Source organism: Virgibacillus salarius, assembly GCF_039521925.1.
In the GTDB taxonomy this organism is placed as follows: Bacteria; Bacillota; Bacilli; order Bacillales; family Amphibacillaceae; genus Virgibacillus; species Virgibacillus salarius.
The window spans coordinates 1-23,420 of record NZ_BAAACY010000137.1 but is presented as its reverse complement, the minus strand read 5'-3'; the positions used below and the strand labels follow the sequence as shown (position 1 = coordinate 23,420).

Annotated in this window: 21 protein-coding genes and 1 riboswitch; of the genes, 7 read left to right on the top strand and 14 right to left on the bottom strand. The window is 37.0% G+C overall.

Features of this window, described 5'->3' with window-relative positions:
- Positions 1–770 precede the first annotated feature (770 nt).
- Entirely contained in the window at positions 771–2,177 is a 1,407-nt protein-coding gene (gene gndA, locus ABDZ84_RS16900; RefSeq protein ID WP_166530677.1) for an NADP-dependent phosphogluconate dehydrogenase, read from the bottom strand.
- Between the two features lie 100 nt (positions 2,178–2,277).
- The gene (locus tag ABDZ84_RS16895; RefSeq protein ID WP_026681744.1) at positions 2,278–3,363 is read right to left on the bottom strand and encodes a glycosyltransferase family 4 protein; all 1,086 of its coding nucleotides are present in this window, start codon (positions 3,361–3,363) and stop codon (positions 2,278–2,280) included.
- Positions 3,364–3,543: 180 nt separating this feature from the next.
- Here ABDZ84_RS16895 and ABDZ84_RS16890 point away from each other — a divergent pair, with 180 nt between their 5' ends.
- Positions 3,544–3,948, top strand: a complete 405-nt coding sequence (locus tag ABDZ84_RS16890; RefSeq protein ID WP_026681745.1) for a hypothetical protein — start codon at positions 3,544–3,546, stop codon at positions 3,946–3,948.
- A 589-nt stretch (positions 3,949–4,537) separates the two neighbouring features.
- Here ABDZ84_RS16890 and hprK read toward each other — a convergent pair.
- The 7 genes from hprK to ABDZ84_RS16855 form a co-directional block, all read right to left on the bottom strand.
- On the bottom strand, positions 4,538–5,464 hold the full coding sequence (hprK, locus tag ABDZ84_RS16885; protein WP_026681746.1) for an HPr(Ser) kinase/phosphatase: 927 nt from the start codon (positions 5,462–5,464) through the stop codon (positions 4,538–4,540).
- Between the two features lie 105 nt (positions 5,465–5,569).
- Positions 5,570–6,514, bottom strand: a complete 945-nt coding sequence (lipA, locus tag ABDZ84_RS16880) for a lipoyl synthase (RefSeq protein ID WP_026681747.1) — start codon at positions 6,512–6,514, stop codon at positions 5,570–5,572.
- Positions 6,507–7,328, bottom strand: coding sequence for a lipoate--protein ligase family protein (locus ABDZ84_RS16875; RefSeq protein WP_026681748.1), 822 nt, complete (start codon positions 7,326–7,328; stop codon positions 6,507–6,509). Before ABDZ84_RS16875 ends, lipA begins: the two co-directional genes overlap by 8 nt.
- A gap of 151 nt (positions 7,329–7,479) precedes the next feature.
- A riboswitch (TPP riboswitch) is annotated at positions 7,480–7,587 on the bottom strand.
- A 293-nt stretch (positions 7,588–7,880) separates the two neighbouring features.
- Positions 7,881–8,183, bottom strand: coding sequence for a PTS sugar transporter subunit IIB (locus tag ABDZ84_RS16870; protein WP_026681749.1), 303 nt, complete (start codon positions 8,181–8,183; stop codon positions 7,881–7,883).
- 4 nt (positions 8,184–8,187) lie between these two features.
- Complete coding sequence (locus tag ABDZ84_RS16865; protein WP_026681750.1) at positions 8,188–8,517, bottom strand: PTS lactose/cellobiose transporter subunit IIA; 330 nt, start codon at positions 8,515–8,517, stop codon at positions 8,188–8,190.
- Between the two features lie 4 nt (positions 8,518–8,521).
- Positions 8,522–9,793: a PTS sugar transporter subunit IIC gene (locus ABDZ84_RS16860; protein ID WP_121603935.1), complete on the bottom strand. Its 1,272-nt coding sequence runs from the start codon at positions 9,791–9,793 to the stop codon at positions 8,522–8,524.
- Position 9,794: 1 nt separating this feature from the next.
- Positions 9,795–11,111, bottom strand: a complete 1,317-nt coding sequence (locus ABDZ84_RS16855; protein WP_026681752.1) for a 6-phospho-beta-glucosidase — start codon at positions 11,109–11,111, stop codon at positions 9,795–9,797.
- A gap of 496 nt (positions 11,112–11,607) precedes the next feature.
- Between ABDZ84_RS16855 and ABDZ84_RS16850 the strand changes: the two genes are divergently transcribed.
- From ABDZ84_RS16850 to zwf, 5 genes are all read left to right on the top strand, one after another.
- Entirely contained in the window at positions 11,608–12,339 is a 732-nt protein-coding gene (locus ABDZ84_RS16850; protein WP_026681753.1) for a GntR family transcriptional regulator, read from the top strand.
- A 31-nt stretch (positions 12,340–12,370) separates the two neighbouring features.
- Complete coding sequence (gene chbG / locus ABDZ84_RS16845) at positions 12,371–13,072, top strand: chitin disaccharide deacetylase (protein WP_026681754.1); 702 nt, start codon at positions 12,371–12,373, stop codon at positions 13,070–13,072.
- Positions 13,073–13,148: 76 nt separating this feature from the next.
- Positions 13,149–13,895: a threonine/serine exporter family protein gene (locus ABDZ84_RS16840; protein WP_026681755.1), complete on the top strand. Its 747-nt coding sequence runs from the start codon at positions 13,149–13,151 to the stop codon at positions 13,893–13,895.
- Positions 13,896–13,931: 36 nt separating this feature from the next.
- Positions 13,932–14,357 carry a threonine/serine exporter family protein gene (locus ABDZ84_RS16835; protein ID WP_034679236.1) on the top strand — a complete coding sequence of 142 codons (426 nt, stop codon included), beginning with the start codon at positions 13,932–13,934 and terminating at the stop codon, positions 14,355–14,357.
- A 418-nt stretch (positions 14,358–14,775) separates the two neighbouring features.
- Positions 14,776–16,257 carry a glucose-6-phosphate dehydrogenase gene (zwf, locus tag ABDZ84_RS16830; RefSeq protein ID WP_026681757.1) on the top strand — a complete coding sequence of 494 codons (1,482 nt, stop codon included), beginning with the start codon at positions 14,776–14,778 and terminating at the stop codon, positions 16,255–16,257.
- A gap of 107 nt (positions 16,258–16,364) precedes the next feature.
- On the opposite strand, the gene ABDZ84_RS16825 is transcribed toward zwf, so the two are convergent.
- From ABDZ84_RS16825 to ABDZ84_RS16805, 5 genes are all read right to left on the bottom strand, one after another.
- Positions 16,365–16,670, bottom strand: coding sequence for a hypothetical protein (locus ABDZ84_RS16825; protein ID WP_026681758.1), 306 nt, complete (start codon positions 16,668–16,670; stop codon positions 16,365–16,367).
- 453 nt (positions 16,671–17,123) lie between these two features.
- A complete protein-coding gene (locus ABDZ84_RS16820) occupies positions 17,124–20,198 on the bottom strand; it encodes an efflux RND transporter permease subunit (protein ID WP_343782330.1) in 3,075 nt (1,024 codons plus the stop codon).
- Positions 20,199–20,201: 3 nt separating this feature from the next.
- Positions 20,202–21,056, bottom strand: coding sequence for an efflux RND transporter periplasmic adaptor subunit (locus ABDZ84_RS16815; RefSeq protein WP_026681760.1), 855 nt, complete (start codon positions 21,054–21,056; stop codon positions 20,202–20,204).
- 30 nt (positions 21,057–21,086) lie between these two features.
- Positions 21,087–21,968, bottom strand: a complete 882-nt coding sequence (locus tag ABDZ84_RS16810) for a TetR/AcrR family transcriptional regulator (protein WP_026681761.1) — start codon at positions 21,966–21,968, stop codon at positions 21,087–21,089.
- A 227-nt stretch (positions 21,969–22,195) separates the two neighbouring features.
- Positions 22,196–22,699 (bottom strand): competence protein ComK, encoded by a 504-nt coding sequence (locus tag ABDZ84_RS16805; RefSeq protein ID WP_051388342.1) that lies wholly within the window; start codon positions 22,697–22,699, stop codon positions 22,196–22,198.
- 254 nt (positions 22,700–22,953) lie between these two features.
- Here ABDZ84_RS16805 and ABDZ84_RS16800 point away from each other — a divergent pair, with 254 nt between their 5' ends.
- Complete coding sequence (locus ABDZ84_RS16800) at positions 22,954–23,292, top strand: YtxH domain-containing protein (RefSeq protein WP_051388343.1); 339 nt, start codon at positions 22,954–22,956, stop codon at positions 23,290–23,292.
- Positions 23,293–23,420 lie beyond the last annotated feature (128 nt).

The window sequence follows — 23,420 nt, the reverse complement described above, 5'->3', positions numbered from 1 at the left end:
TCTGAATAAACTAAGACTTAATATTCAGATATTAACAATCATAGTAAATTTCCGAATATTAAGCCAGTATCAAAAGTCCTAGTGTTAAAGTTATAGAAATTCTTGGTAATTCGACGAAAAACAACATAAACCTCCAATATTTTGTCATGTTTCTATTACTTTTTCTACATTCAAATGGTAGATAGACTTGTACGGTATTATTAATATAGTAGGAAATCCACGACGTAACCTGAAATAGGCTCGCTTCACGTTGGCACTTATCAAGCTAACTTGGTAAAGAAAAAAACATTACTAAATGAAGCTTCTGGCTCATGCTGTTCCCGCAGGAAAGATTGGGTAGCCGTACATTGCACGGAGAAAAAATGCACCCTTCTTTTGCCGTTTAAATGGGGAACTCCTTGTTATTCCATACTTCTTAGCCAACATGTCATATTCTAAATAACCCTTTTGATATGCTCTTACTACCATTAATTTATATGGATAACTATATATAAGCCATAAAGAAACACCCCAAAAGATAGATTTCACTCTAACTTTTGGGGTGCCGTACATCATTTTAGTTCTTTTTATTGTTTCTTATTTACTTTTATGCCGTGGGAGAAATTATCAATGATGTTTCCGTGTGGCATATTGATTTTTCGGAAAAGCTGAATGACTTTTGTTCTCAAACAAGCTAAGCATCGTCCACAGGATATAGAGACTTTCTGATAATTAGTCATGTTTGATGGACAGCTGATCATCCTTTATAATTCCCGTAATGGGTAATCTATTTATAGCCAATTCGTATGGAAGACGCCCTCTTTATCTTTTCTCTGATAGGTGTGAGCACCAAAGTAATCTCGTTGTGCCTGTAAGAGATTAGCTGGTAAATCTGCAGAACGATAGCTATCATAATAAGCTATTGCACTTGAAAATGCTGGTACAGCAATACCATGCTTAACAGCTGTAGCTACGACTTCTCGTAAAGCTCCTTGGTAGCCTTCGACAATTTCTTTAAAATAAGGATCGAGCATTAAATTAGCTAGTTGTGGTTCACGATCATAAGCTTCTTTAATTTTTTGCAAGAAGTGCGCACGAATGATGCAACCACCTCTCCATATCATGGCGATATCACCATAGCGTAAACCCCAATCATTTTCGTCGGATTGGGCACGCATTTGAGCAAACCCTTGTGCATAAGAGCAGATTTTACTCATATATAGTGCTTTTCGAACAGCTTCAATTAGTGCTTGTTTATCACCTGCAAATGGTACATCAGGACCTTGCAATTGTTTACTTGCTTTTACACGTTCATCTTTCATTGCTGAAATAAAGCGAGCAAACACTGACTCGGTAATCAATGGAAGTGGAACACCTAAATCCAATGCATTCTTACTTGTCCATTTACCAGTTCCTTTTTGTCCAGCAGTGTCGAGAATAACATCAACTAGTGGTTGGCCGGTATCTTCATCTTTCTTTGTAAAAATATCAGCTGTAATCTCAATTAGATAACTGTCCAATTCACCTTTATTCCATTCAGAGAAAACCTCATGAAGCTCATCTGCATTAAGCCCTAGTACATGCTTCAATATGTAATAAGCCTCGGAAATTAGTTGCATATCACCATATTCAATACCATTATGAACCATTTTCACATAGTGCCCGGCACCATCTGGACCAATGTATGTCGTACAAGCTGCTCCGTCTACCTTAGCAGAAATCGCCTCAAAAATTGGTGCCACAAGCTCATAGGCTTCCTTTTGTCCACCAGGCATAATAGATGGACCTTTTAGCGCACCTTCTTCGCCACCAGATACGCCTGTTCCAATAAAATGAATACCTGTTTCTTCAAGTGCCTTATTTCTGCGAATCGTATCTTCATACAGTGTATTTCCACCATCAATTAAAATGTCACCTTTTTCTAAATAAGGCTTCAATGATTCGATAGTTGCGTCTGTAGCAGGTCCTGCTTTTACCATTAGCAAGATTTTTCTTGGCTTTTCAAGGGAATTCACAAATTCCTCTATTGTCTTCGCACCTATGAAATTTTTTCCTGTTGCTTCATCTTCTAAAAATGCTTCTGTTTTATCTACAGAGCGATTGTATACGGCAACAGAGTACCCACGGCTTTCAATATTTAGCGCAAGATTTTTTCCCATAACCGCTAACCCAATTACACCAATTTGCTGTTTTTGCATATATATGCCATTCCTTTCTAATCTATATGTCAGTAAAGAATTTCTATCTTTATTCTATCCCATTATAGTAAACTTTGCTTAAATAACAAAAGCTTATGATTTACGTATTATCTTTATCTACTTTTCTCTTCTTGAATAGCCTCTGTAATAAGTCAAGCATTGGGCGCTTTCCCCCCATTACAATACCCGCCATTTCTGCAAATACATGCAGGAGAATAAGTACAAAAAAAGTAATAACAAAGGCTGTGGTAATACTCGCATTGGAAAATAAAATTGCCATTGCACCAAACAAGGCACTAAATGCGTAAATTATTAGCACTGTTTTGCGATGGCTATAGCCTGCGTGTAGCAGTTGATAATGTATATGCTTATTATCTGCCATCATTATATTCTCTTTATTATATGCTCTTCGAACAATAGCAAATAACGTATCAAAAATCGGCACTGCTAGAACGATAATTGGAATAATAAAGCTGAATAGAGCAATATTTTTAAATAAACCAAGCATCGACACTACGGCAATCATATATCCAAGAAAATTAGATCCCGTATCTCCCATATAAATCTTTGCTGGATAGAAATTATGATAAAGAAAGCCAAGATTACTGCCTATCAACACTACACATATGTAAGCTACAAGAACTTGCGCATCAATTAATGCCATAATAAATATGCTGATCAATGCGATTGTCGTAACTCCCGTTGCCAGCCCATCTAAGCCATCAATTAAATTGATTGCATTTGTAATACCTACCACCCAGACTACAGTGACAAAAACGCTAATAAAACCTAACTCCACAGTACCGAAAAATGGCAATGTCAGTCTTTCTATAATCAGCCCAGCAGATACGAGAAATGTAGCAGCAATTAGCTGGCCCGTCAGCTTTACAACTGGTCGAATGCTGAACCGATCATCTAAAGCACCTGTAAGAATGATTACAACAGCACCTGCAGCAATTTCTGGTAAATGTGGATGCATAGGATGTAAATAAATCATCCCAGCTATCGTTCCTAAAAATATAGCAAGTCCACCTAAACGAGGTGTCACCTTCGTATGTATTTTACGATGATTCGGTAAGTCGACAGCTCCAATAAACATAGCAAATTTTTTCACTGGATATGTAAGTAAAAAAGCAGTTAAGAGTGCTATTAAAAACGCAATCCATAAATCCAAGTAATTAAACATAGAATTCTCCTAAGTATCCTAGATGACTTTCCTAGCTGGATTATAATTATTTTCAATTCAGATAAGACCAGCTTAAATTATATCGAATAATAGCAGTTTTTAGCAAATCTTATTGTGGAACTTCATAGTACATGGTAAGCTGGTTTTAGCATTTTTACTAGAGGTAAGGAGGATGAGACAGTGATTCCCTATGTGTTTGTCGCTGCAGCAGCATTCGCTGTATTTCCCATTTTAATTCTATTTAAAATAAACGTTGAAAAGCTTAAAAAGGATCCTAGACAGCAAGGTAAAGTACAAACAAATATGATGTTAGGTGTAGCTATAAGCGAAGCCATTCCAATTATTCTCATTATATACGGCTTTTCAAAACTAGCCCCTGTTTCTGATGTTTCTACTTTATATGTCCCTGGAATAATTATTGTGTTTTTCATGTTATTTGCTGCTTTCTTTATTTTTATGCAGAGAAAAGTAGATGTGGAGGAAAATTCCAAATCGGCTGTAAACAACTTTTCGATGATCAGCCTAATGTTAACAATGGCCATCCCACTTATTTCTGTTATTTCTTTATTTTTAATGGTTCCATAACGTATAAAACCTCCTTGATATGGTAGGAGGTTTAGCTTGTAGAGAACCTTTTGTGTTTTCTACAAGACTTTTTTCGTAGGCGAACGGAATACCACTCGCTTTCCGAGGAAACGACAATAACGCAGCCCATGCAGTTCTTCTGAATCTGCGTAGCTACGTTCCACTTCTCTTTTCTCATTCGGATACATCCACTTACTTTGATTATAAATCCAGTTCCTTTGAACCTGTTCTATCGCTACTTCCCACACATGACGTGTAATGGTTTTCTGGAATAAGCACACCTTCTTTACTCAAAATACGAATAATCATGTTATCAATAGGAGTATCATCGCCGCACCGTGAAAATATACGCGCTTTCCGCAGGCCGGCCTTAGCTAACTTGGTAAAGAAAAACACCTTACCAAGTGGATCTGCGGACGCGTACTGTTCCCGCTGGAGTCTCGCTTATTTCAGGTGCTGAATTAATAATTTTGATCAAAAAACGAACAATAATTAATTTCAACCAATTATCGTTCGTTTTTTGATTGTTTCTTCATTCTTTTGTCTCAGTCTCTTGATCCTTCTATGATAGAAGGACTTCTATCTATTTTTACTCTTCTGTTTCTGTCCGATCAGAATCTAAACGTTGAATAAATTCTTCCGCAGCACTATATCCTTGCTGCTGTAAATACCAATTATTTGCTGCCGCTTCAATTAAGCCGACAACATCACGACCAGGCTGTAGCTGTATTTCAATACGAGGAATTGTTACCCCCATATAATCACTAGTTTCCGTAGCTACTTCTAATTCATTATTTAACTCATTCTTTTGCCACGCTGCCAGCTCAATATCAAGAGCAATACGAGTTTCCTCTTGAAATGCCTTTCTACCATACAGTCTTACCACATTTAAGAGCCCAATGCTTCGTAGTGCAAGAAATTCCTTATTTGTACCATTATGTGTACCGAGTAATGTTTCTGGTCCTAATTTTTTTAAGACAACCATATCATCTGCTACAAGCCGATGTCCTCGACCAATTAAGGCATGGGCAATCTCGCTTTTACCAATTCCAGATTTACCACGAATCAATATACCAAGTCCAAAAATATTAACACATACACCGTGAACAGCAGTCTCAGGAGCTAATGCCTTTACCATATAAGCATCATATTTATCCATAAATGTAGATGTCGCTTCCTTCGTACGTAATAATGGAATACCTTCTTGCTTGCAAAATCTAGTCAAATACGTTAATCCCTCTTGATTTGATGTAACAATAAAACAAGGTGGATGATAGTTTACGATGTTACCGATACGTAGCTGCCGCTCCTCATGTGATAATTGATGTAAGTAGGTAATTTCTTTTCTTCCCAATACTTGAACGTGTTCCATCGGAAAGAAATCAAAGTATCCAATAAACTCCAATCCAGGCCGATGCGTTCTAGCTTTTGTTATCGTTCGGTTCAATTGGTCCTCTCCTGCCAATACTTCCAAACTAAATTGCTTTGCTAGTTGCTTTATTGTTACAGCATTCATCTGTATACGCTCCATTTCTATTCACTTCATAGGTCTGAATCTCTTGACTATTCTTATTACGAAAAACAGATATAAGAAGTTTCATGATAACGTATCATGATGAAGTTAAAAAGTGAAGTCGACTTCCTTATTTTCCTGTTTCTCATAGCCCTTCATATAATTAATTCGACGCTGTGCAGAAGCTTGTGTTACTTGCTCATCTGCATGATAGGAAGAACGAACTAATGGACCTGCCTCACAATGCCTGAAGCCTTTATTAATAGCTATTTCCTTCAGCTCTTTAAACTCATCAGGATGATAATAACGCTCTACATTTAAATGTTTTTTAGTTGGTTGTAAGTATTGACCAATTGTTACAATGTCTACCTGATGTGCTAACAGATCATCCATCGCTTGAATAATCTCCTCTTTTTCTTCTCCTAAACCTACCATAATACTAGATTTTGTTGGTGTGTTTGGAGCAATTTCTTTTACCCGTTGAAGTAGCTGCAAGGAACGGTCATACATCGCTCTGGCACGTACACGTTTTGTTAATCTCCTTACCGTTTCAATATTATGGTTAAAAATATCTGGAGCACTATCCATAAGTGTATGCAGACTATCATAGTCACCCTTCATATCAGAAGGTAGAATTTCGATAGTACAGCCAGGATTTTTTCTTCGTACTGCTCGAACAGTTTCAGCAAAAACGGCAGCACCACCATCATTTAAGTCATCGCGAGCAACTGCTGTTACAACAACATGTCTAAGCCCCATTACAACAACAGAATCCGCAACTCTTTCTGGCTCTCCCCAATCCAGTTCATTTGGCAGTCCAGTCTTTACAGCACAAAAACGGCATCCTCGTGTACATGTATCTCCAAGAATCATAAAGGTAGCTGTTTTTCTTTCACTCCAACATTCATGAATATTCGGGCAACGTGCCTCTTCACATACAGTGTTTAAGCGATTATCACGCATTAGTTTTTTTAGTCCTCTGTATGATTTATTCGTATTTAACTTTGTTTTTAACCATTCAGGCTTTCGAATATACGTCTGATCTTTAGGCATGGGTGACCGCTCCTTTTCTCGTGTTCTCATCAGAATAGTTTGTTTCAGCAAGTTTATATACTTCATCCCATTGACTTTTCGTTAATGAAAAAGGCTCTAGCTTAATGTTTAGTCCTTTCGAGAACCCCTCCATAAAAGCAGGTTTAATTGTTTCGTACGAATGCGCTTGATTTGTTAACTGATTAATTGTTGTTGCTTTTTTCCAAAAGCCTTGTTTTTTTCTTTCTTTCAATTTGTCTGAAGGAAATAAAAATAGATCGAATAGCAAATCAATGTTCATGGTTATCGGTATCGATCCATGCTGAAGCAGTACCCCTTTTTTTCTAGTTTGTGCATTTCCTGAGAGTTTTTTACCATCTGCAACCATTTCATAAAAAGCAGGCCGCTCGAAGCAAATACTACTTCTCTCCTTGGAAAATGATTCAGCGTAGGTTGCTTCTATTCCTAAGTTTTGATAACCTTTTAGAATTCCTTTCGACAAATCATAATAAGCTTGGCGAATCGAAGAAGCTATCATAGGATGATCCTCAGAAATAACAATACTGTATGTTAATTCATCATCATGCAATACCGCACTTCCACCTGTCATTCTGCGTACAAACTGACATTGATGTTTTTGTACACCTTCTAAGTCAATTTTTCCATCTACTTTTTGAAAATGACCAATCGAAAGTGTCGGTTTCATCCATCGATAAAACCGTAATGTCGGCGGTATTTTCCCTTCATAATGCCAATGAAGCAAGGCTTCATCTAATGCCATATTAATGGAAGCATCATGTGGTACATTTTCTAAAAATCCCCATTGTTCATGCATGAAAATCGCCTCCCAATAAGAAATCGACTTCCAGCACATAGAAAGAGCTATCGAGATCAAAACTAGACTGACTACCTGCAAAACAGAGAACGATTTGCTATACATTAAATTAAAAACTGCATTCCTTGTGAATGCAGTCAACATTTATGTAGCCTTGGTGACCACACTTTCCCACGCAGGCATTATCCTGTTCGGGTACAGAGGGTCAAAACGAATACGTCTTTCTCAGCTATTCCAAATAGCTCCCCTAGTGCTGTAACATTTCCTATTAAATTTTCTAACAAAAACAGCTTAACAAGATTGGTATAAATTGTAAAGGTCTAAATAAGAAAACTCTGATAGCTCACCTTTAACAGACTAATAAATCCCTTTAAAACGCTATACGACCAAACAACATGAATGTCGCCTAGTTCTGGGGGCTGGGGCTGGACGCGGCCCAAAACGCGCCTTTTCCACATTGGCAAATTTTACTATTTCCTAGACGATAAAAAAATAGCTGCGCTGTAATCCATCGTTTCAGAAAACAGGCAGCTATTCCTTTCATGTATGAAATTATTTTGCAAGCTCTACTGCCTGATCTAAAACTTTATCACCTTGTATCATGCCGTATGCCATTTGATCGATTACATCGACGGCAATGCCATGTGGTTCAACCTGTTCTTTAATTTTCTTTTCTAAATAGCGAACCTGTGGACCAATTAATACAACGTCTAGATTATCTAATTCATTTTTTAACTGTGATTCAGCAACTGCATTTATTTCTGCATCTAGCTTCCGCTCCTCAGCTGCCTGCTTCATTTTTTTAACAAGCATAGACGTTGACATCCCCGCTGAACAAACTAGTATAATTTTCATTTTATTATCCCTCCAATGTTTGTATTTTCTCATACATGTCTATCATTTCAACCGCTAAGTCTTTCACTGTCATAGCCGTCATTAGATGATCCTGCGCATGGATCAATATTACGGATAAATCCGTTTGTTTTCCATCTGCTTCTTCCTGTAAGAGTTTTGTTTGCATATGGTGTGCGTCATTAAATTCTTTATCAGCCGCTTCAATCTTTTGACGTGCCTCGTTGAACTGGTATGCCTTTGCATGAGAAATTGCTTCCATCGCATGTGACCTTGCATTTCCAGCATGTAAAATAATTTGGAAAGATAACATTTGAACATCCTCTGTTGTTTCCATTGTATTAACCCTCTTTTCGTTGTCTTAGTGTTCTAACTCCTGCCATTATAAACGGTATATACATAAGTACAGCAAGCGTTAAATTAAATACCTGTAAAGCAATTCCACGCCAGCTTCCTCCAGTTACTAAGTAACCGCTTAAAATTGGTGGCGTTGTCCACGGCAAGATCGCCACTGTTCTTGGAACTAGCCCAGTCGCCAATGCTATATATGACGTAACAGTTAACGTAACCGGTATCAAAATAAAAGGAATTAACATTGCAGGATTCAAAACAATTGGCAAACCAAATATTACTGGCTCGTTAATGTTAAATAACCCTGCTGGTGCAGATAACTTTGCCACTTGACGATAAGGGTGATTCTTTTCTCTACGGATGACAATAAAGATAGCAATTAATAAGGCAATTGTGGTACCAGATCCACCCATGAACACGAATGAGTCAAGGAATGGCTTTGTTACAATATTTGGTACTTCAAATGCGGACATTCCACTCTTAAATAGATCTAAATTTTGTTCAATTAATGGTAAATATAATGGTTCAATAACGGATCCAATAATATTCGTACCATGTAAACCAAAGAACCATAGTAAATGATTGAGGAATGAGACAACCATTGCTGCAGGCAGCGTATTCCCTAACCCCTGTAATGGTTCTTGAATAACATTAAAAATAACCTCAAACACGCTTTGCTCTGCAAATACATTCATCAATGCTTGGAAGAAACCAAGAATGATGAGTATAATTACTGCAGGAATTAAAGCTTTAAAAGAACGAGTTACTCCTTCAGGAACACCTTCTGGCATTTTAATTGTCATTTTTGATTTTATTAAGATTCTGAATAATTCCGTTAATACTAATGCAAGAATAATTCCGACGAATAACCCTTGTGTCCCCAACCATGCTGCATTCAAGCCACCATCCTCAGTCCATGGGACGAGCATAATGAAGCCCCCAGCAGATATTAGACCTGCTGATAAGCCATCAACATCATAGGACTTAGCTAAATTATAAGCGATAGAAAACGAAACTAAAAGTCCCAATACAGCAAAGGTTCCATTCCAAATACTTCCCCCAACTGCCTGCCAATTACCGTCTCCAAAAATACCATTCATCCATTCTACGAAATTGAAACTTCCAAATGGCGGAAAGTTATTAATCAGGATTGCTAATGAACCAACAATAATTAAAGGCATAATCGCAACGAATCCATCACGCACTGCTACTAGATGACGTTGTGATCCAATACGACCAGCAATTTCAATGAACTTATTCATTCTAATTCCCCCTTGATTTAAATTGTGGTAAATATGATTTATGTGCTTCTAATAACTCATCAAGCACAACCTTACTACCTTTTTCATTTGCAAGAAGTGGATTCATAACCATTGCTGTATATGCATCGTTGTAATCTCCAGATATACTTGCCCGAATCACTAACTCTTCAAATGCCTTCATTTGATAAATATGGCCTTTCACTGTATGTGGCAATGCACCTACAGAAATCGGTTTTGGACCATTATTTGTAATCATGCAGTTTACTTCAATAACTGCATCTTCAGGCAGATCTGGAATAGCCCCATTATTAATCGTATTTACAGTCTGAACATCCTGTTTGTTGTTATATATAGAGTCCATCAAACTGCAAGCGACGTCACTGTAAAAAGCACCACCACGTTCTTCTAGTTCCTTAGGTTTTTCATATAATGATGGATTACTATAGATGTTAAATAAAGATGTTTCCAAATTTTGCACAACCTCAGCCCTAGTACCATTTTCCTTAAATGCTTTCACATCTTTTTCCAAAACCTCTTTCGTTTGGAAATAATACTGATGATATGGATTAGGAAGAAGTCCAGTTGCTTCAATGAATGTCTTCGACCAGCCTAAATTAACAATGTTTGCAGGTGAGTAATCTAAATCGCCGCTTAACTTCTCCAAAACTTCTTTGGTACGATCTATTCCATTGACATATACCTTCTTACCGAAAACAAAATGGTTCATCCCAATAAATTCAATTAATACGTCATTTGGATCGGCATCCAATATTTCTGCTGTTGAATGACGCATATTGTATGGAATATTACAAACACCAATAACCTTCTTATGTGGTGAATGTTTCAATAATGCCTCTGTAACGATTCCAGCAGGATTTGTAAAGTTTATAATCCACGCATTGGGACAAATTTCATGAACATCTTTTGCCAAATCCAATAATACTGGTATGGTACGAAAGGCCTTAAATATTCCTCCAGCCCCATTTGTTTCCTGACCAATAAATCCGTGACTTAATGGGATTCGTTCATCCTTTGAACGAGCAGCTAAACCTCCTACTCTTATCTGTGTTGAAACAAAGTCAGCTTGTTTAAGTGCTTCTCTACGATCTAATGTCCACGATAGATTAATAGGTTTATTGGATTTTTCTATCATGCGTTGTGCCAGATTACCGATAATCTCGAGTTTTTCCTTCCCAGCTTCAATATCAACTAGAACAATATCTGTAACAGGGAATGAATCATGGCGACGAATTATCCCTTCAATAATCTCAGGTGTATAACTCGATCCACCACCAACTACTACAAGTTTTACTGTCATTTGTATAAACTCCTTTGATGAATTTTGAAAACGCTTTTAATTATAATGAAAAATTAAGCGTCTTCTGGAATGATCCAAAAAACTCTAAACTTCTTCCTTAACTATTGGTTACTTATACCTATTCCGTTTCTCCACTAAAAATGTATCATACAAATTATTTATTGTCCATACATTAATAAAAAATTGTTTTATATTGTCATTACATTTATAAAATATTGTCATTAAATGTGTAATCTTGTACACTTTAATTAAATAAATTTACAAGTAAAAGAATTTTTAATAACGCATACATGTAGACAATACAATTACTATCGGGCTATCGACAATCATCTACATTACCTAACCGAGTACTTCATGTATTATCCTGCAAAAAGGTCTTTTGCTTTTTACAACATATAACCAGATAATTTTAGTTTCACGTAATTTTAACGAATTGAAAATTTCCTTTTAACCCATGAACATGATAAAAAGATCAAATAGATAAGGGAGTGCACGAATGGAAAAGAACCAATCATTACATGCCTATATAAAAGAGGAACTACTGAATCGAATTAAAGCTAATAAATATAAGAGAGGAGAAAAGATACCTACAGAGCTAGAATTATGTAAGGGTTTTGGCGTGAGTAGAACAACTATTCGAACTGCTCTCAATCAATTAACTGTTGAGGGTTACTTAGAGCGTCATCAAGGCAGAGGAACTTTTGTCGCCGATCAGAAAGTAAAACAGACATTATCCCAAACCGTAAAACGATATAGCGACCAGATTGCCATTCAAGGGAAAAAAGCAGAAATCACGTTGATTAGTATTCAAGTTGTACCGGCAAATGAATATCTAGAACAATCGTTAGATGTTACGTTAAATGACCCCATTCAAAGGGTGGAGCGGGTTCGTAAAGCGAATACTGAGCCGACTCAATATGAGATCGCCTACATTCCGTGGAATGTTGCACCAGGAATTACAAAGGAACAAGCCGAGACCTCGCTTTATGGAGCTTTAAAAGAGGATTTCAACGTCCACATAGCAAAAACAACGGAACATGTAGAAATCGCACTTGCTGATGAGCGCTCCTCTTCACATTTAAACTGTGAACCTGGTTCACCATGCTTTTATATTGAAACCGTTGCAGAAAATGAAAAAGGGGAGAAGGTAGAATATTCTCGCTCTTACTTTAGAGGAGATAAAACAAATTTTGTCATTGAACGTAACTACCCATTTGAAGCTGAATAAAAGTTTAATAATATGGAGGGGGAAAATATTTATGAAGGTTTTATTTAATGCGGATGATTATGGTCTAACAAAAGGAGTAACAGATGGCATTATACAGTCCCATTTGCAGGGGGTAGTTGATTCTACAACGTTAATGATGAATGGGCTGGCTGTAGACTATGCAGTAGAACAAGCGAAAGCACATCCAACTTTAAAAGTAGGAATCCATCTGGTATTAACTTGGGGGAAACCATTAAGCTCCAAGATATCTGATCTTGTAAACGAGGATGGTACGTTTAGATTTAGTAGTCGTTTTCGACAAATGAATCCGCCCAATTTACAGGAATTGGAGTTAGAATGGCGCTCCCAAATAGAAGCTTTTTTGAATACGGGTCTTCCTTTACATCATATTGATAGTCATCATCATGTACATGGTTGGGAGCCACTTAAACCTTTAATCATGAAGTTAGCAAAGGATTATCAGGTCCCTGTTCGTGTTACTGACTCCTTAAAAGATGAGAAAGATATATTATTAACAGAACAAATCTGGTTAGACTTCTATGGAGAAGGAATAACCCCTGATTTATTCTCACAAATCCAATCACTTGAAGCATCAAGTATTGAAATTATGACGCATCCAGCGATGGTCGACAACGACTTATTAAATATAAGTTCTTATTTAGATAAAAGACAGGAAGAATTAAAGATATTATGCTCCTTACAAGCGCCAGATTGGGTGGAAAAAATACAATAAGCCGAACATCCTATCTTCTGGACGAATCGTTCCTATCATTACATATTAGTAACATGCTTATGAAAGGGGGAACCCTATGAATAACAATGACCCTACTTCTGTAGCTAAAGTCTGCATTCTTGCTGGAAAAATCATGTTGGAGAGTGGTGCAGAAACCTATCGAGTGGAAGATACAATGAATCGAATCGCAATTGCCTATGGATTAGAAAATGCGGAAAGCTATGCGACACCAACAGGTATTCATTTTTCTACTGAAGGAGAAGCGACCTATTTCCGTAGAATCTCCAATCGTTCAACTGATCTCCATAAAATTACTGAAGTAAACAGTATTTCGCGACAAATAGCCGAACAATCTATTGAGGTAAAAGAGGCTTTATTATTGCTAAAGGGCGTTCAGCATGCCAGTGAATCATTTCCATATTGGATGCAAATTCTAGCAGCTGCATTAGTTAGCGGTAGCTTCACCATCATGTTTGGTGGATTATGGGGTGATTTTATCCCTTCTTTTATTGCTGGTGGAGGAGGCTTTGCTGTCATGATCTGGTTTGAAAAGCTAGTGGAGATAAGATTTATTGCCGAATTTCTAGCTTCTTTTATCATTGCCATTCTCGCACTTATAGCTATCGAGCTGAATTTCGGCATGCAAATGGATAAGATTATTATCGGGGCCGTAATGCCTCTTGTACCTGGGTTACACATAACAAATGCAGTACGTGATTTGATGGCAGGTCATTTAGTAGCCGGTGTTTCAAAAGGCGTTGAAGCAATATTAACAGCCTTTGCAATCGGTGCTGGTGTTGCTGTCGTATTTGCCTTTATGTAGGATTAGGAGGAGATAAACTTGCTCTTTGCTCAACTAATGACCAGCTTCATCGCTGCTAGTGGATTTGGTATTCTTTTTAATGCCCCCAGACAAGCTTTAATCCAGTGTGGACTTGCCGGCATGTTCGGCTGGATTGTCTATTATATCTTGGTTGATCAAGGAATGGATACCGTTCCTGCTACTATCTTTGGTTCCATGCTTGTTGCTGTATTAAGTCATCTATGTGCAAGATTATATAAGACACCAATAATTATTTTTAATGTGTCCGGAATAATCCCTCTCGTGCCTGGAGGCATTGCTTATGATGCCATGCGAAAATTTGTTGAAAATGATTATTTTAGCGCTGTTCAACTTTCAGCAAAAGTGATGCTGTTAGCCGGGGCTATTGCCATCGGCTTGATGTTCTCTGAAGTCGCTAATCAAATTTTTAAGAAAGCCTGGGGCTGGTTCCGTCTCGAATAGTTGATTTTCTAATTTCTAACTTATATGATAGTGGAAGTTAATGATTTATAAGTGAAGCTTCAATCAGTTGAGGGGCTGTTTTATCCCCCACTTATGGTTAGTACCACAGGGGGTATGGCCTAAAGGCCTTTGAACCAATCGGACATTTACTGGCAGTTGTCCCCATATTTATCCATATTTATTTCAGCTTATTGCCTGGAGTCGGGGGCTTACTGCCAGTTATATGCGGGATAAAGTGAAACTTCAATCCGTGGGTTTCGGATTGATAGTAGAACCAATCGGACATTTACTGGCAGTTGTTCCCATACTTATCCATATTTATTTCAGTTTATCGCCTGGAGTCGGGGGCTTACTGCCAGTTATATGCGGGATAACTTGGCTATCGGCTAATTAGTTAATAGAAAATGGAGAGGGTATTTTGAATACTATAGATAAACCAAACGTAGTAATTGTGATTTTTGGAGCAACAGGAGACCTATCTAAGAGGAAATTATTCCCTTCCATTTATCGCCTTTATCAGAATGGAAAAATTGGTGAAGATTTTGCAGTAGTTGGTCTCGCTCGTAGACCATGGACCAATGAAGTTTTTAGGGAAAATGTAAGAGATTCAATTCAAAATGCTTCTTTAAACGCAGAAGATATAGAAGCTTTTTCATCTCATTTTTATTATCATTCCTTTGATGTAACTGACACGTCTTCCTATGACCATTTAAAAATATTACTTGAAGAGCTGGAGGGTAATTATCAAACAGATGGCAATCGAATATTCTATTTAGCTATGGCACCGGAATATTTTGGTTCCATCGCCAATCAGCTTCAACAAAACGGCTTAAAGGATAGTGCTGGCTGGACAAGACTTGTTATTGAAAAACCATTTGGTCATGATCTAGAATCTGCAAAAGCGTTAAACAATCAAATTCGCGTGGCTTTTAATGAAAATCAGATTTATCGTATCGATCATTATCTAGGAAAAGAAATGGTACAAAACATTGAAGTTATTCGCTTTGCGAATGGGATATTTGAACATTTATGGAACAATCGCTTTATCTCCAATATCCAAGTTACTTCTAGTGAAGAACTTGGTGTTGAAGATAGAGCACGCTACTATGATCATTCAGGTGCTACAAGAGACATGGTACAGAACCATATGCTACAAATGGTAGCATTATTAGCAATGGAACCACCAATTAAATTAACTCCAGAAGAAATTCGTTCAGAAAAAGTGAAGGTATTACGGGCATTACGACACGTTGATCCTGACAAAGTGGATGAATTCTTTGTTCGTGGACAGTATGGAAGTGGAACCTCAAAAGGCGAAGTGGTGAAGGGATATCGAGAAGAAACAGAAGAGTTAGCTGGATCTACTACAGAGACATACGTTGCTGGAAAAGTAATGATTGATAACTACCGTTGGGCAGGAGTACCATTCTATATCCGAACCGGCAAACGCATGAAAGAAAAATCCACTAAAATTGTCGTTGAGTTTAAAGATATACCAATGAATTTATATTACAAGGATGAAGCAGAGAAGCATCCTAATTTACTGGTCATTAATATTCAACCAAATGAAGGAATCACTTTGTATCTCAACGCTAAAAAGGCTGGAATCGGCTCAATTGCTGAGCCTATTAAGCTTTCTTATACCAATAATGGCGTGGATGGAATAAACACACCAGAAGCTTATGAAAAACTAATTTATGATTGTATCATCGGCGATACAACAAACTTTACACATTGGGATGAAGTAGCCTATTCATGGGCATTTATCGACTCCTTACTTCAAGCATGGTCAGCATCACAACCTAAATTCCCAAACTATCCTTCAGGTTCAATGGGGCCACAGGCTGCCAATGATTTACTTGAACAAGATGGATTCCATTGGTGGCCAATTACTGAATAGCTGATCATCTCTCAGAAAAAAGTCAGCGTAATATTCTAGTTTAGCAAAATGCTAATTTCTAAAAAAAGACCAAGTAATTCGCATAACATACGAATTACTTGGTCTTTTTAATTTATACGTTTTTGTTCGTCTGAAATGGTTCCAGTAATTATTAGTACAATAGCAGTAATGATATGCATTAGCATACCGACAATAGGTATCCACCCAATACATGATGTAATAATTCCTAAAATACTACCTGCTGTAGCTGCACCATCTCTTTTTGATAAAAATAATGTAATGATATGAAGTATTAACATAACAAACAAGGGTGTCCAAAAATTTGAAACAATATATAAGCCCCCAAGAATAGGAAAGCCAAGTAGTGCTTCAAATATCCCTGTGACCCATTTCATTATTCTGGATAAAGACATAAGATATCCTCCTCTACTTCTTCTATTCTTCTCAATAAAGTTAATCAAATACATTTTTTGCGGATGTACTCAGGTTAAAATTAGTGAGAAGTGAAAAAAAGCACGCCCAAATTCACAAGGTTTTTGAATCCGGAAATAATTAAACTAACAAATATTAATACTTGACTGATCAGGAAAGTGGCTGGGACAAAAGTAAAATAGTTGAAGACGTGCCCACAGAAAGCAAGCATTTGACTAAGCGATGAATGAATGATCTATTTCCAAAACCGAAACTTTATCTAACTATTTCAGATAAAGTTTCGGTTTTACATCGCTAAAAATTCTTTTGTCCCTAACGAAGCTGCTGGGAAATATACTTCGCTTGCCAAGGAGGTCTACGTATCTTTCCCAAGATAGTGTATTGTTCACCTTTAGAATGGGCTTTATCGCTTTATCTCAGCAGCTTCTTATCACCTAAGCTTCTTCTGTATTTTTATTTCTTCTTGTAATTTTTGCTGTTAAATCATCAAACAGTGTGTAGATTACAGGAATTAATAGTAGTGTAAAGATACTTGAAACGCCTAACCCAAATATTATTGTGACCGCTAATGGTTGCTGTGTTTCAGCACCTTCACCAAGAGCAAGCGCTAATGGTACCATTGCTAAAATCGTTGTTAATGTTGTCATAGCAATAGGACGTAGCCTGCTTGGTCCTGCTTCTAAAATTGCTTCATAACGATCTTTCCCTTTTTTGCGTAAAAGATTTATATAATCAACTAATACAATCGAGTTATTCACAACAATACCGGCAAGCATGATTATTCCAATAAAAGCAGGAATACTAAGAGGAATATCCGCGATAAACAGTCCGAGCATAACCCCAATTACAGTTGCAGGCATTGCAAACATAATAATTAATGGGAATAAGAAATTCTCAAATTGTATAGCCATCACTGCATAAACAAGGAAAATCGAGAAGACCAACGCAATTGCTAAATCAGTAAATGAATCTGTCATGTCTTGGGACTGACCACCAATTTCATAGCTATAGCCTTCTGGTAAATTCATGCTCGCAAGTACTGATTCTACGTCTGATGATATACTTCCTAAGTCTCTATCAACTATCTGGCTCGTAACATTCATCTGTGGTTGCTGGTTCTCTCTTAGTAAGCTAACAGGTCCACTCATTTGCTTAAATTCAGCTACTTCATCAAGTGATATGGTTGATCCCTGCATTGTTTGAATCTTCATATCATGTAAATCTTCTATTGAACTACGCTGATCCTCTGGATACATAAGGCTAACATCCATTTCCTGACCGTCTTCCCGATACTTTGTAGCTACTTGGCCCGTAAATTGTAGCTGCACTTGGCCAAGAACCTGTTCCTGAGTCAAACCGTACATTGCTGCTTTATCTTTGTCAACGGTAATATTCATCTGCGGTACACCATCAGATGCAGCAGATTCTGGATTATAAATTCCATCTACTGTGGATATTTCATCGACAACTTGATCCGCAAGTTCTGTTAACACTTCATGCTCTGGACCTTTTAATTTTATTTGAATAGGTTCTCCCATACTCATGCCCGAATCCATTGAGCTTACTGTGATTTCAGCTCCAGGAATATCCTGAAGTGCTTCGTCCATTTCCTGGACAACAGCATTTGTTGTCTTCTCTCTCTCTGATGAAGGGATTAACTGCATGGTGTAAGTCGCCTGGTTCGCACCACCGCCACCAGCTCCGGCAAAGCCTCCTCCGCCGACACTTACATAATTTGTTTCAATGACGGAATCAAATGCCTCTAATTCCTTATTCACCTTTTCAACAACCTCTTCGGTATGCTTCAAAGAGCTTCCAGAGGCTGTTTCAATACGAACCTCCATCTGACCTTGATCAGCAGAAGGAATAAATTCAGCTCCAATAAATGGTGTCAACGCCAAGCTACCAACAATGGCTAGGATGGTAACAAATACTGACGTTTTTCGATGACCCAATACCCATTTTAAGATACTGCGATAACGATCATTGATCCAATCTAAGAAACGATCAAACCAATATCGTCTTCCTCCATCCTTGATTGCTTTTTTCAGTAATTTTGAAGAAAGCATCGGAACAAGTGTAACCGCAACAACCAACGAAGTAATTAACGAAAATGAGACGGCTAAAGCAAGCGGTGTAAATAAATCTGATGCTATTCCTTCTACATAAATAATAGGTAGAAATACTACTAGGGTAGTTGTTGTAGAAGCAATAACGGCAGGAGCCAGTTCAGATGCACCTTTTATTGCTGAATCCTTCAAACTATAACCTTTTTGTCTGAAGGAGTAAATATGCTCCAGTATAACGATGGAGCTATCCACCATCATTCCTAAACCTAATGCTAGCCCTCCTAGTGTTAGGATATTTAACGTCTCGCCAGTGAAATACATTAACGTAAAGGTTGTAATAATTGCAATTGGAATTGATAAACCAATTACAATTGTAGCGCGAATACTCTTTAAAAATAACAACAAGATAAAGATGGAGATAATCCCACCGATTAATATGTTTTGAACTACCGAATCAATAGACATTTGAATAAAGTCAGATGTATCAATAATCACATCTAAATTGACATCAGATGGTAATTCTTGTTTTATTTCTTTGATACTGTCTTCGATATTTGTAGCCACTTCAACCGTATTGCTATCTGTTTTTTTCAAAACAGATAAAACGACTGATGGTTTACCATTTACAAGTGTTAAGCTGGATTGTTCTTTAAAACCATCCTTAACCTTAGCCACGTCTTCTACGTGTATCGTAGCACCTGCTTCAGTTTGAACAATCGTTTGTTTAATATCTTCCACTGATGAAAATTCGCCAGTAATACGGAGTTGAAGATCCTTATTTCCTTTTTCAACGGTTCCAACTGAGGCTGATTGATTCGTACTATTTAATGATTGAATAATAGATTGTGTCGTTACCCCATACTGTTGAAGTTTGGATTCATCCAAGATTAATTGAATTTCTCTTTCCTTTCCACCTTCAACAGAAACAGAGCCCACTCCACCTTGTCTTTCAAAGAATGGCACAACTTGATCATCGGCAACCTCTGTTAACGCTGCTGCATCCTGACCAGTCAGTCCTACCCACATTACAGGCATCTGATCTGGATTAAATCGCATAATATTTGGTTCGCCTGCACTATCTGGCAGCATCCCTTTAACCTGATCCACACTTTCACGCACATCTAACAATGCCTGATCTAAATCTGTTCCATTGCTAAACATTAGCATTACAAGTGAGGAGCCAGACTGCGATTGCGATTGAACTGTTTCAATACCTTCTACAGTACTTACTGCAGATTCGATTGGTCTACTTATTAAATTCTCTACCTCCTGTGGTGCAGCATCATCATAAGTGGTTGCGACCACTGCAATTGGGAGATCTATTTTTGGAAATAAATCAACCGTTAAGCTACGGAGTGAGACGGCTCCCAATGCAAGAATGGCCAGAACAATCATGATAACGCCGACAGGACGTTTTACTGATGTTTTTACAAGCTTCAAAATTTATTCCCCTTTCACGACATTGACCTTACTACCATCAGTTAATGTCAGCTGACCATTTACAACAATCTGATCCCCAGCTTTAACGTCACCCTCAATAGCAGTTTGATTTGATTGTGATTCTTTAATCGAAACTATAGTACGAACAGCCTTATTATCTCTTATCACATAAACAAATGACTCGTCATTTTCCTCTGCAATTGCTTCTGTAGGAACGATAACGGCGGAATCAATTCGTTTTTCTGGAATATGCAATTTTCCAGTCATTCCTGGCAATAATTCATTATCCTTATTCTCTATAGTTGCTTCAATTGGATATAGACCTGTATCATCAGGCATTGTTCCTATTGAAGTAACTTTTGCTTTATATTCTTTATCATCAATAATGGTAGTTAATTTGTCTTCTTTATCTAATAAGGAACGGATATCATTTGTTACCGTAAACTGTAGCTTTATCTTTTCTAAATCAACGATCAATGCTAATGGATTTTCCGTTGAAACAATCTCACCTTTACCTAACGATAATTGTGCAATTTCTCCATCTCGAGAAGCTCTAATATTTTGTTTACCTGCCGGTGTCTTTATAGTGGCTATCAGATCGCCCTCATTGACCTGGTCCCCATTCTCAACCTCCAACGTGTCTACTTCTCCAGGATTTTGAACCATAATAGGAGTTGATGTCAATGGTTGTGTTCGTCCATAAACTGTCTTAGCGATAACGATATCCCCTTCCGTCGCTTCCTCCGTCTCAACTGGGGTTACTCTCTCTTCGCCTTGCTTCTTATCCTCTTCTTGATTACATGCAGCTAGCAGAACCATTAATAATAATCCCGCAAGACCTATACTTAATCTTTTCATCTATTCGACTCCTCTCTTATCTTTAACACATCATAATAGTTCAACATCGAACACTGTAGCAATTTGTTTAACTTCTTCATTCAATTCAGGATATCCAGTAAAGTGAGCTAACAACCCTTGAATAACTACAGTTTGTGGCTCATTACTATCTGCCTCATTTTGTATGGCCTGTATCACCTGATAGAGTTGAGACTCTTTAGCTCTACTTAATGGTAATTCAGCTACTTTCGACTCTAACTTTCTTAATGCTGCTAGAAAAGGTTGCTTAAAACGCTCATACTCCGTTGCATTATGATAATCAGAAGGTATTTCTGAGGCTTTGACTAGCGGCTCTTCCTGATTTTCTAGCATTCCTTTAATTAAATCATCTAACCGTCTAACGATAAACATACCTGCTCGATATTTATCAATTGTAATATCATCTATTACCAACCACTTTAAATAACCATGAATGAGACCTTCTACTTGTATAACAGCATCAATAATCATTACATCTAATTGATTACCATAGATATCTCGTAGATTTTCCTTCATCCAATTAAAATTCTCTATCTTTAAGTTGCATATTTGGTTATCCATATCTTGCCCAATTGATATATTTTCACGAAAATACATCATAATATAATCCTTATGCTTATAGATATAATCAATTAGAACAGTGATTTGATTTGCAAAACTCTCTTTAGGTGTTTTTCCATTACTCTTTGCTTCCTTCATTTCCAAAGTAATATGGCGGTGGAAATCTAGAAAAGCTGTAGTAAGGAAATCTTCTTTCGATGGAAAATATATGTAAAAAGAACCTTTTGATACACCAGCCTCATTCGCAATTTCTTGAATAGAAGTGTTAAAGTACCCCTTTTCAGCAATTAATTTCATTCCTGCTTCAATTAACTTCATCTTTTTCTCATTCAATCTCGTCACCCACCTGTTTTACGTAATAACTATACGAATAGTTTCAATAAAATCCTGACTTACCGGTCAGTCATTATACCGCTTTATAAGTTTAACAACAAAAGCGTTTTCAAAACAAGTAAATTTACGTAAAAAAAAAGAAACATATTGTTCCCTATTCTGAGCTACCAGCTTGTCCATCCAACTAAATCTTAGTTTCTTTTGCGTCCGTCTCTTATTTTTCTGTATTAAAATTTAAAATATCGATTTCGGAAACTACGTTGGTCGAATAAAAACCCTCTATTCATATGTACGATTAATTGGCTAGTTCGCTTATATTGCATATCAAACACATTATGCGAGATATTAATTAGTAAGTCATTGCCATCAAAAAATTTAATATAAGTCTGATCTTGATACTTTTCATAAGTATCAATATGATGATAAGCCAACCAAACACAGCTTTTATTTTTTATTGAGGCAGTAGGTAGCATGTAAACACCCTTCTCTGGAATTATAGGAACTGGGAGTTTGCTAGACGATTTTAATATACGCTTCACAGCCTTCCTTCTTCCGTCTAACGTCGATCCATATAATAAACAACTATTGTTAATTATCTGTTCTGGTTTATGTAAAGACCTTCTCTGCATATTTCCTTCCAAAATAATAGAACGAAAGTAGGATCGTTCCTTTAATAAGATGGCTTTCGTTTGTGGAGAAATAATATATACCGATGTAATTCGTTGTTCCATCTATTTACCTCCTGATTTTATTTTTATTAGTTGTAAATCTATTTTACTATGAATATAAATGGTTTTGGTATATATTCAGATGATTTAAAATGATCGGGTATAATTTAAATATATTTAATTTTACCGTTTTATTTTTATAGATTAGGGGTAATGAACTTATAATGAGCTAAAGTCACATGCTTGTATGAGTGAGATTAAAACATCTCCTATCTTTTGTTACGCGGTGACATCATATTAACAGGAGGAGAAAATGAATGGCAAAAACTGAAACGAAGAGATCGATCAATGTAAAACAAGTTATATCAGGGACATTAATAGGTGCTGCTGTTGGTGCCATTACATCCTTACTATTAGCCCCTAAAACAGGGAAAGAGCTTCGTAAAGATATTTCAAAGCAGATGGTAAATACAAAAGATAATACGGTAGTAATAACCAAGAAATTTGGAAATTCAGCTAAGGGAAAACTCACAAATGTAAAACAAACGGCATCTGCTACTTCAAAAAAAATAACGGACAAAGTAAAAGCGCAAAGACAAAATAAACAAAAGCTTGAAAACCAGCAGGCGGATGTAGAGATTTATTCCGCAAAATAAGAATTAGCTGCTGCCAATGAAGCAAAAAAATAGAATACTTTATCATCTCATATGTAAAGATAAAGTGAAACTTCCATCCGTGGGGGTTTTGTTTTTCCCCACGGATGGTTAGTTAAACCAATCGGACA

Coding starts and splice junctions, on each gene's coding strand:
- ABDZ84_RS16825 (WP_026681758.1), bottom strand. CDS start 16,670: ATGTCTTTATCCAGAATAATGAAATGGGTCACAGGGATATTTGAAGCA.
- ABDZ84_RS16800 (WP_051388343.1), top strand. CDS start 22,954: ATGGCAAAAACTGAAACGAAGAGATCGATCAATGTAAAACAAGTTATA.
- ABDZ84_RS16815 (WP_026681760.1), bottom strand. CDS start 21,056: ATGAAAAGATTAAGTATAGGTCTTGCGGGATTATTATTAATGGTTCTG.
- ABDZ84_RS16835 (WP_034679236.1), top strand. CDS start 13,932: ATGACCAGCTTCATCGCTGCTAGTGGATTTGGTATTCTTTTTAATGCC.
- ABDZ84_RS16860 (WP_121603935.1), bottom strand. CDS start 9,793: ATGAATAAGTTCATTGAAATTGCTGGTCGTATTGGATCACAACGTCAT.
- ABDZ84_RS16850 (WP_026681753.1), top strand. CDS start 11,608: ATGGAAAAGAACCAATCATTACATGCCTATATAAAAGAGGAACTACTG.
- chbG (WP_026681754.1), top strand. CDS start 12,371: ATGAAGGTTTTATTTAATGCGGATGATTATGGTCTAACAAAAGGAGTA.
- ABDZ84_RS16855 (WP_026681752.1), bottom strand. CDS start 11,111: ATGACAGTAAAACTTGTAGTAGTTGGTGGTGGATCGAGTTATACACCT.
- gndA (WP_166530677.1), bottom strand. CDS start 2,177: ATGCAAAAACAGCAAATTGGTGTAATTGGGTTAGCGGTTATGGGAAAA.
- hprK (WP_026681746.1), bottom strand. CDS start 5,464: ATGAATGCTGTAACAATAAAGCAACTAGCAAAGCAATTTAGTTTGGAA.
- ABDZ84_RS16870 (WP_026681749.1), bottom strand. CDS start 8,183: ATGAAAATTATACTAGTTTGTTCAGCGGGGATGTCAACGTCTATGCTT.
- ABDZ84_RS16895 (WP_026681744.1), bottom strand. CDS start 3,363: ATGTTTAATTACTTGGATTTATGGATTGCGTTTTTAATAGCACTCTTA.
- lipA (WP_026681747.1), bottom strand. CDS start 6,514: ATGCCTAAAGATCAGACGTATATTCGAAAGCCTGAATGGTTAAAAACA.
- ABDZ84_RS16840 (WP_026681755.1), top strand. CDS start 13,149: ATGAATAACAATGACCCTACTTCTGTAGCTAAAGTCTGCATTCTTGCT.
- ABDZ84_RS16865 (WP_026681750.1), bottom strand. CDS start 8,517: ATGGAAACAACAGAGGATGTTCAAATGTTATCTTTCCAAATTATTTTA.
- ABDZ84_RS16805 (WP_051388342.1), bottom strand. CDS start 22,699: ATGGAACAACGAATTACATCGGTATATATTATTTCTCCACAAACGAAA.
- ABDZ84_RS16875 (WP_026681748.1), bottom strand. CDS start 7,328: ATGCATGAACAATGGGGATTTTTAGAAAATGTACCACATGATGCTTCC.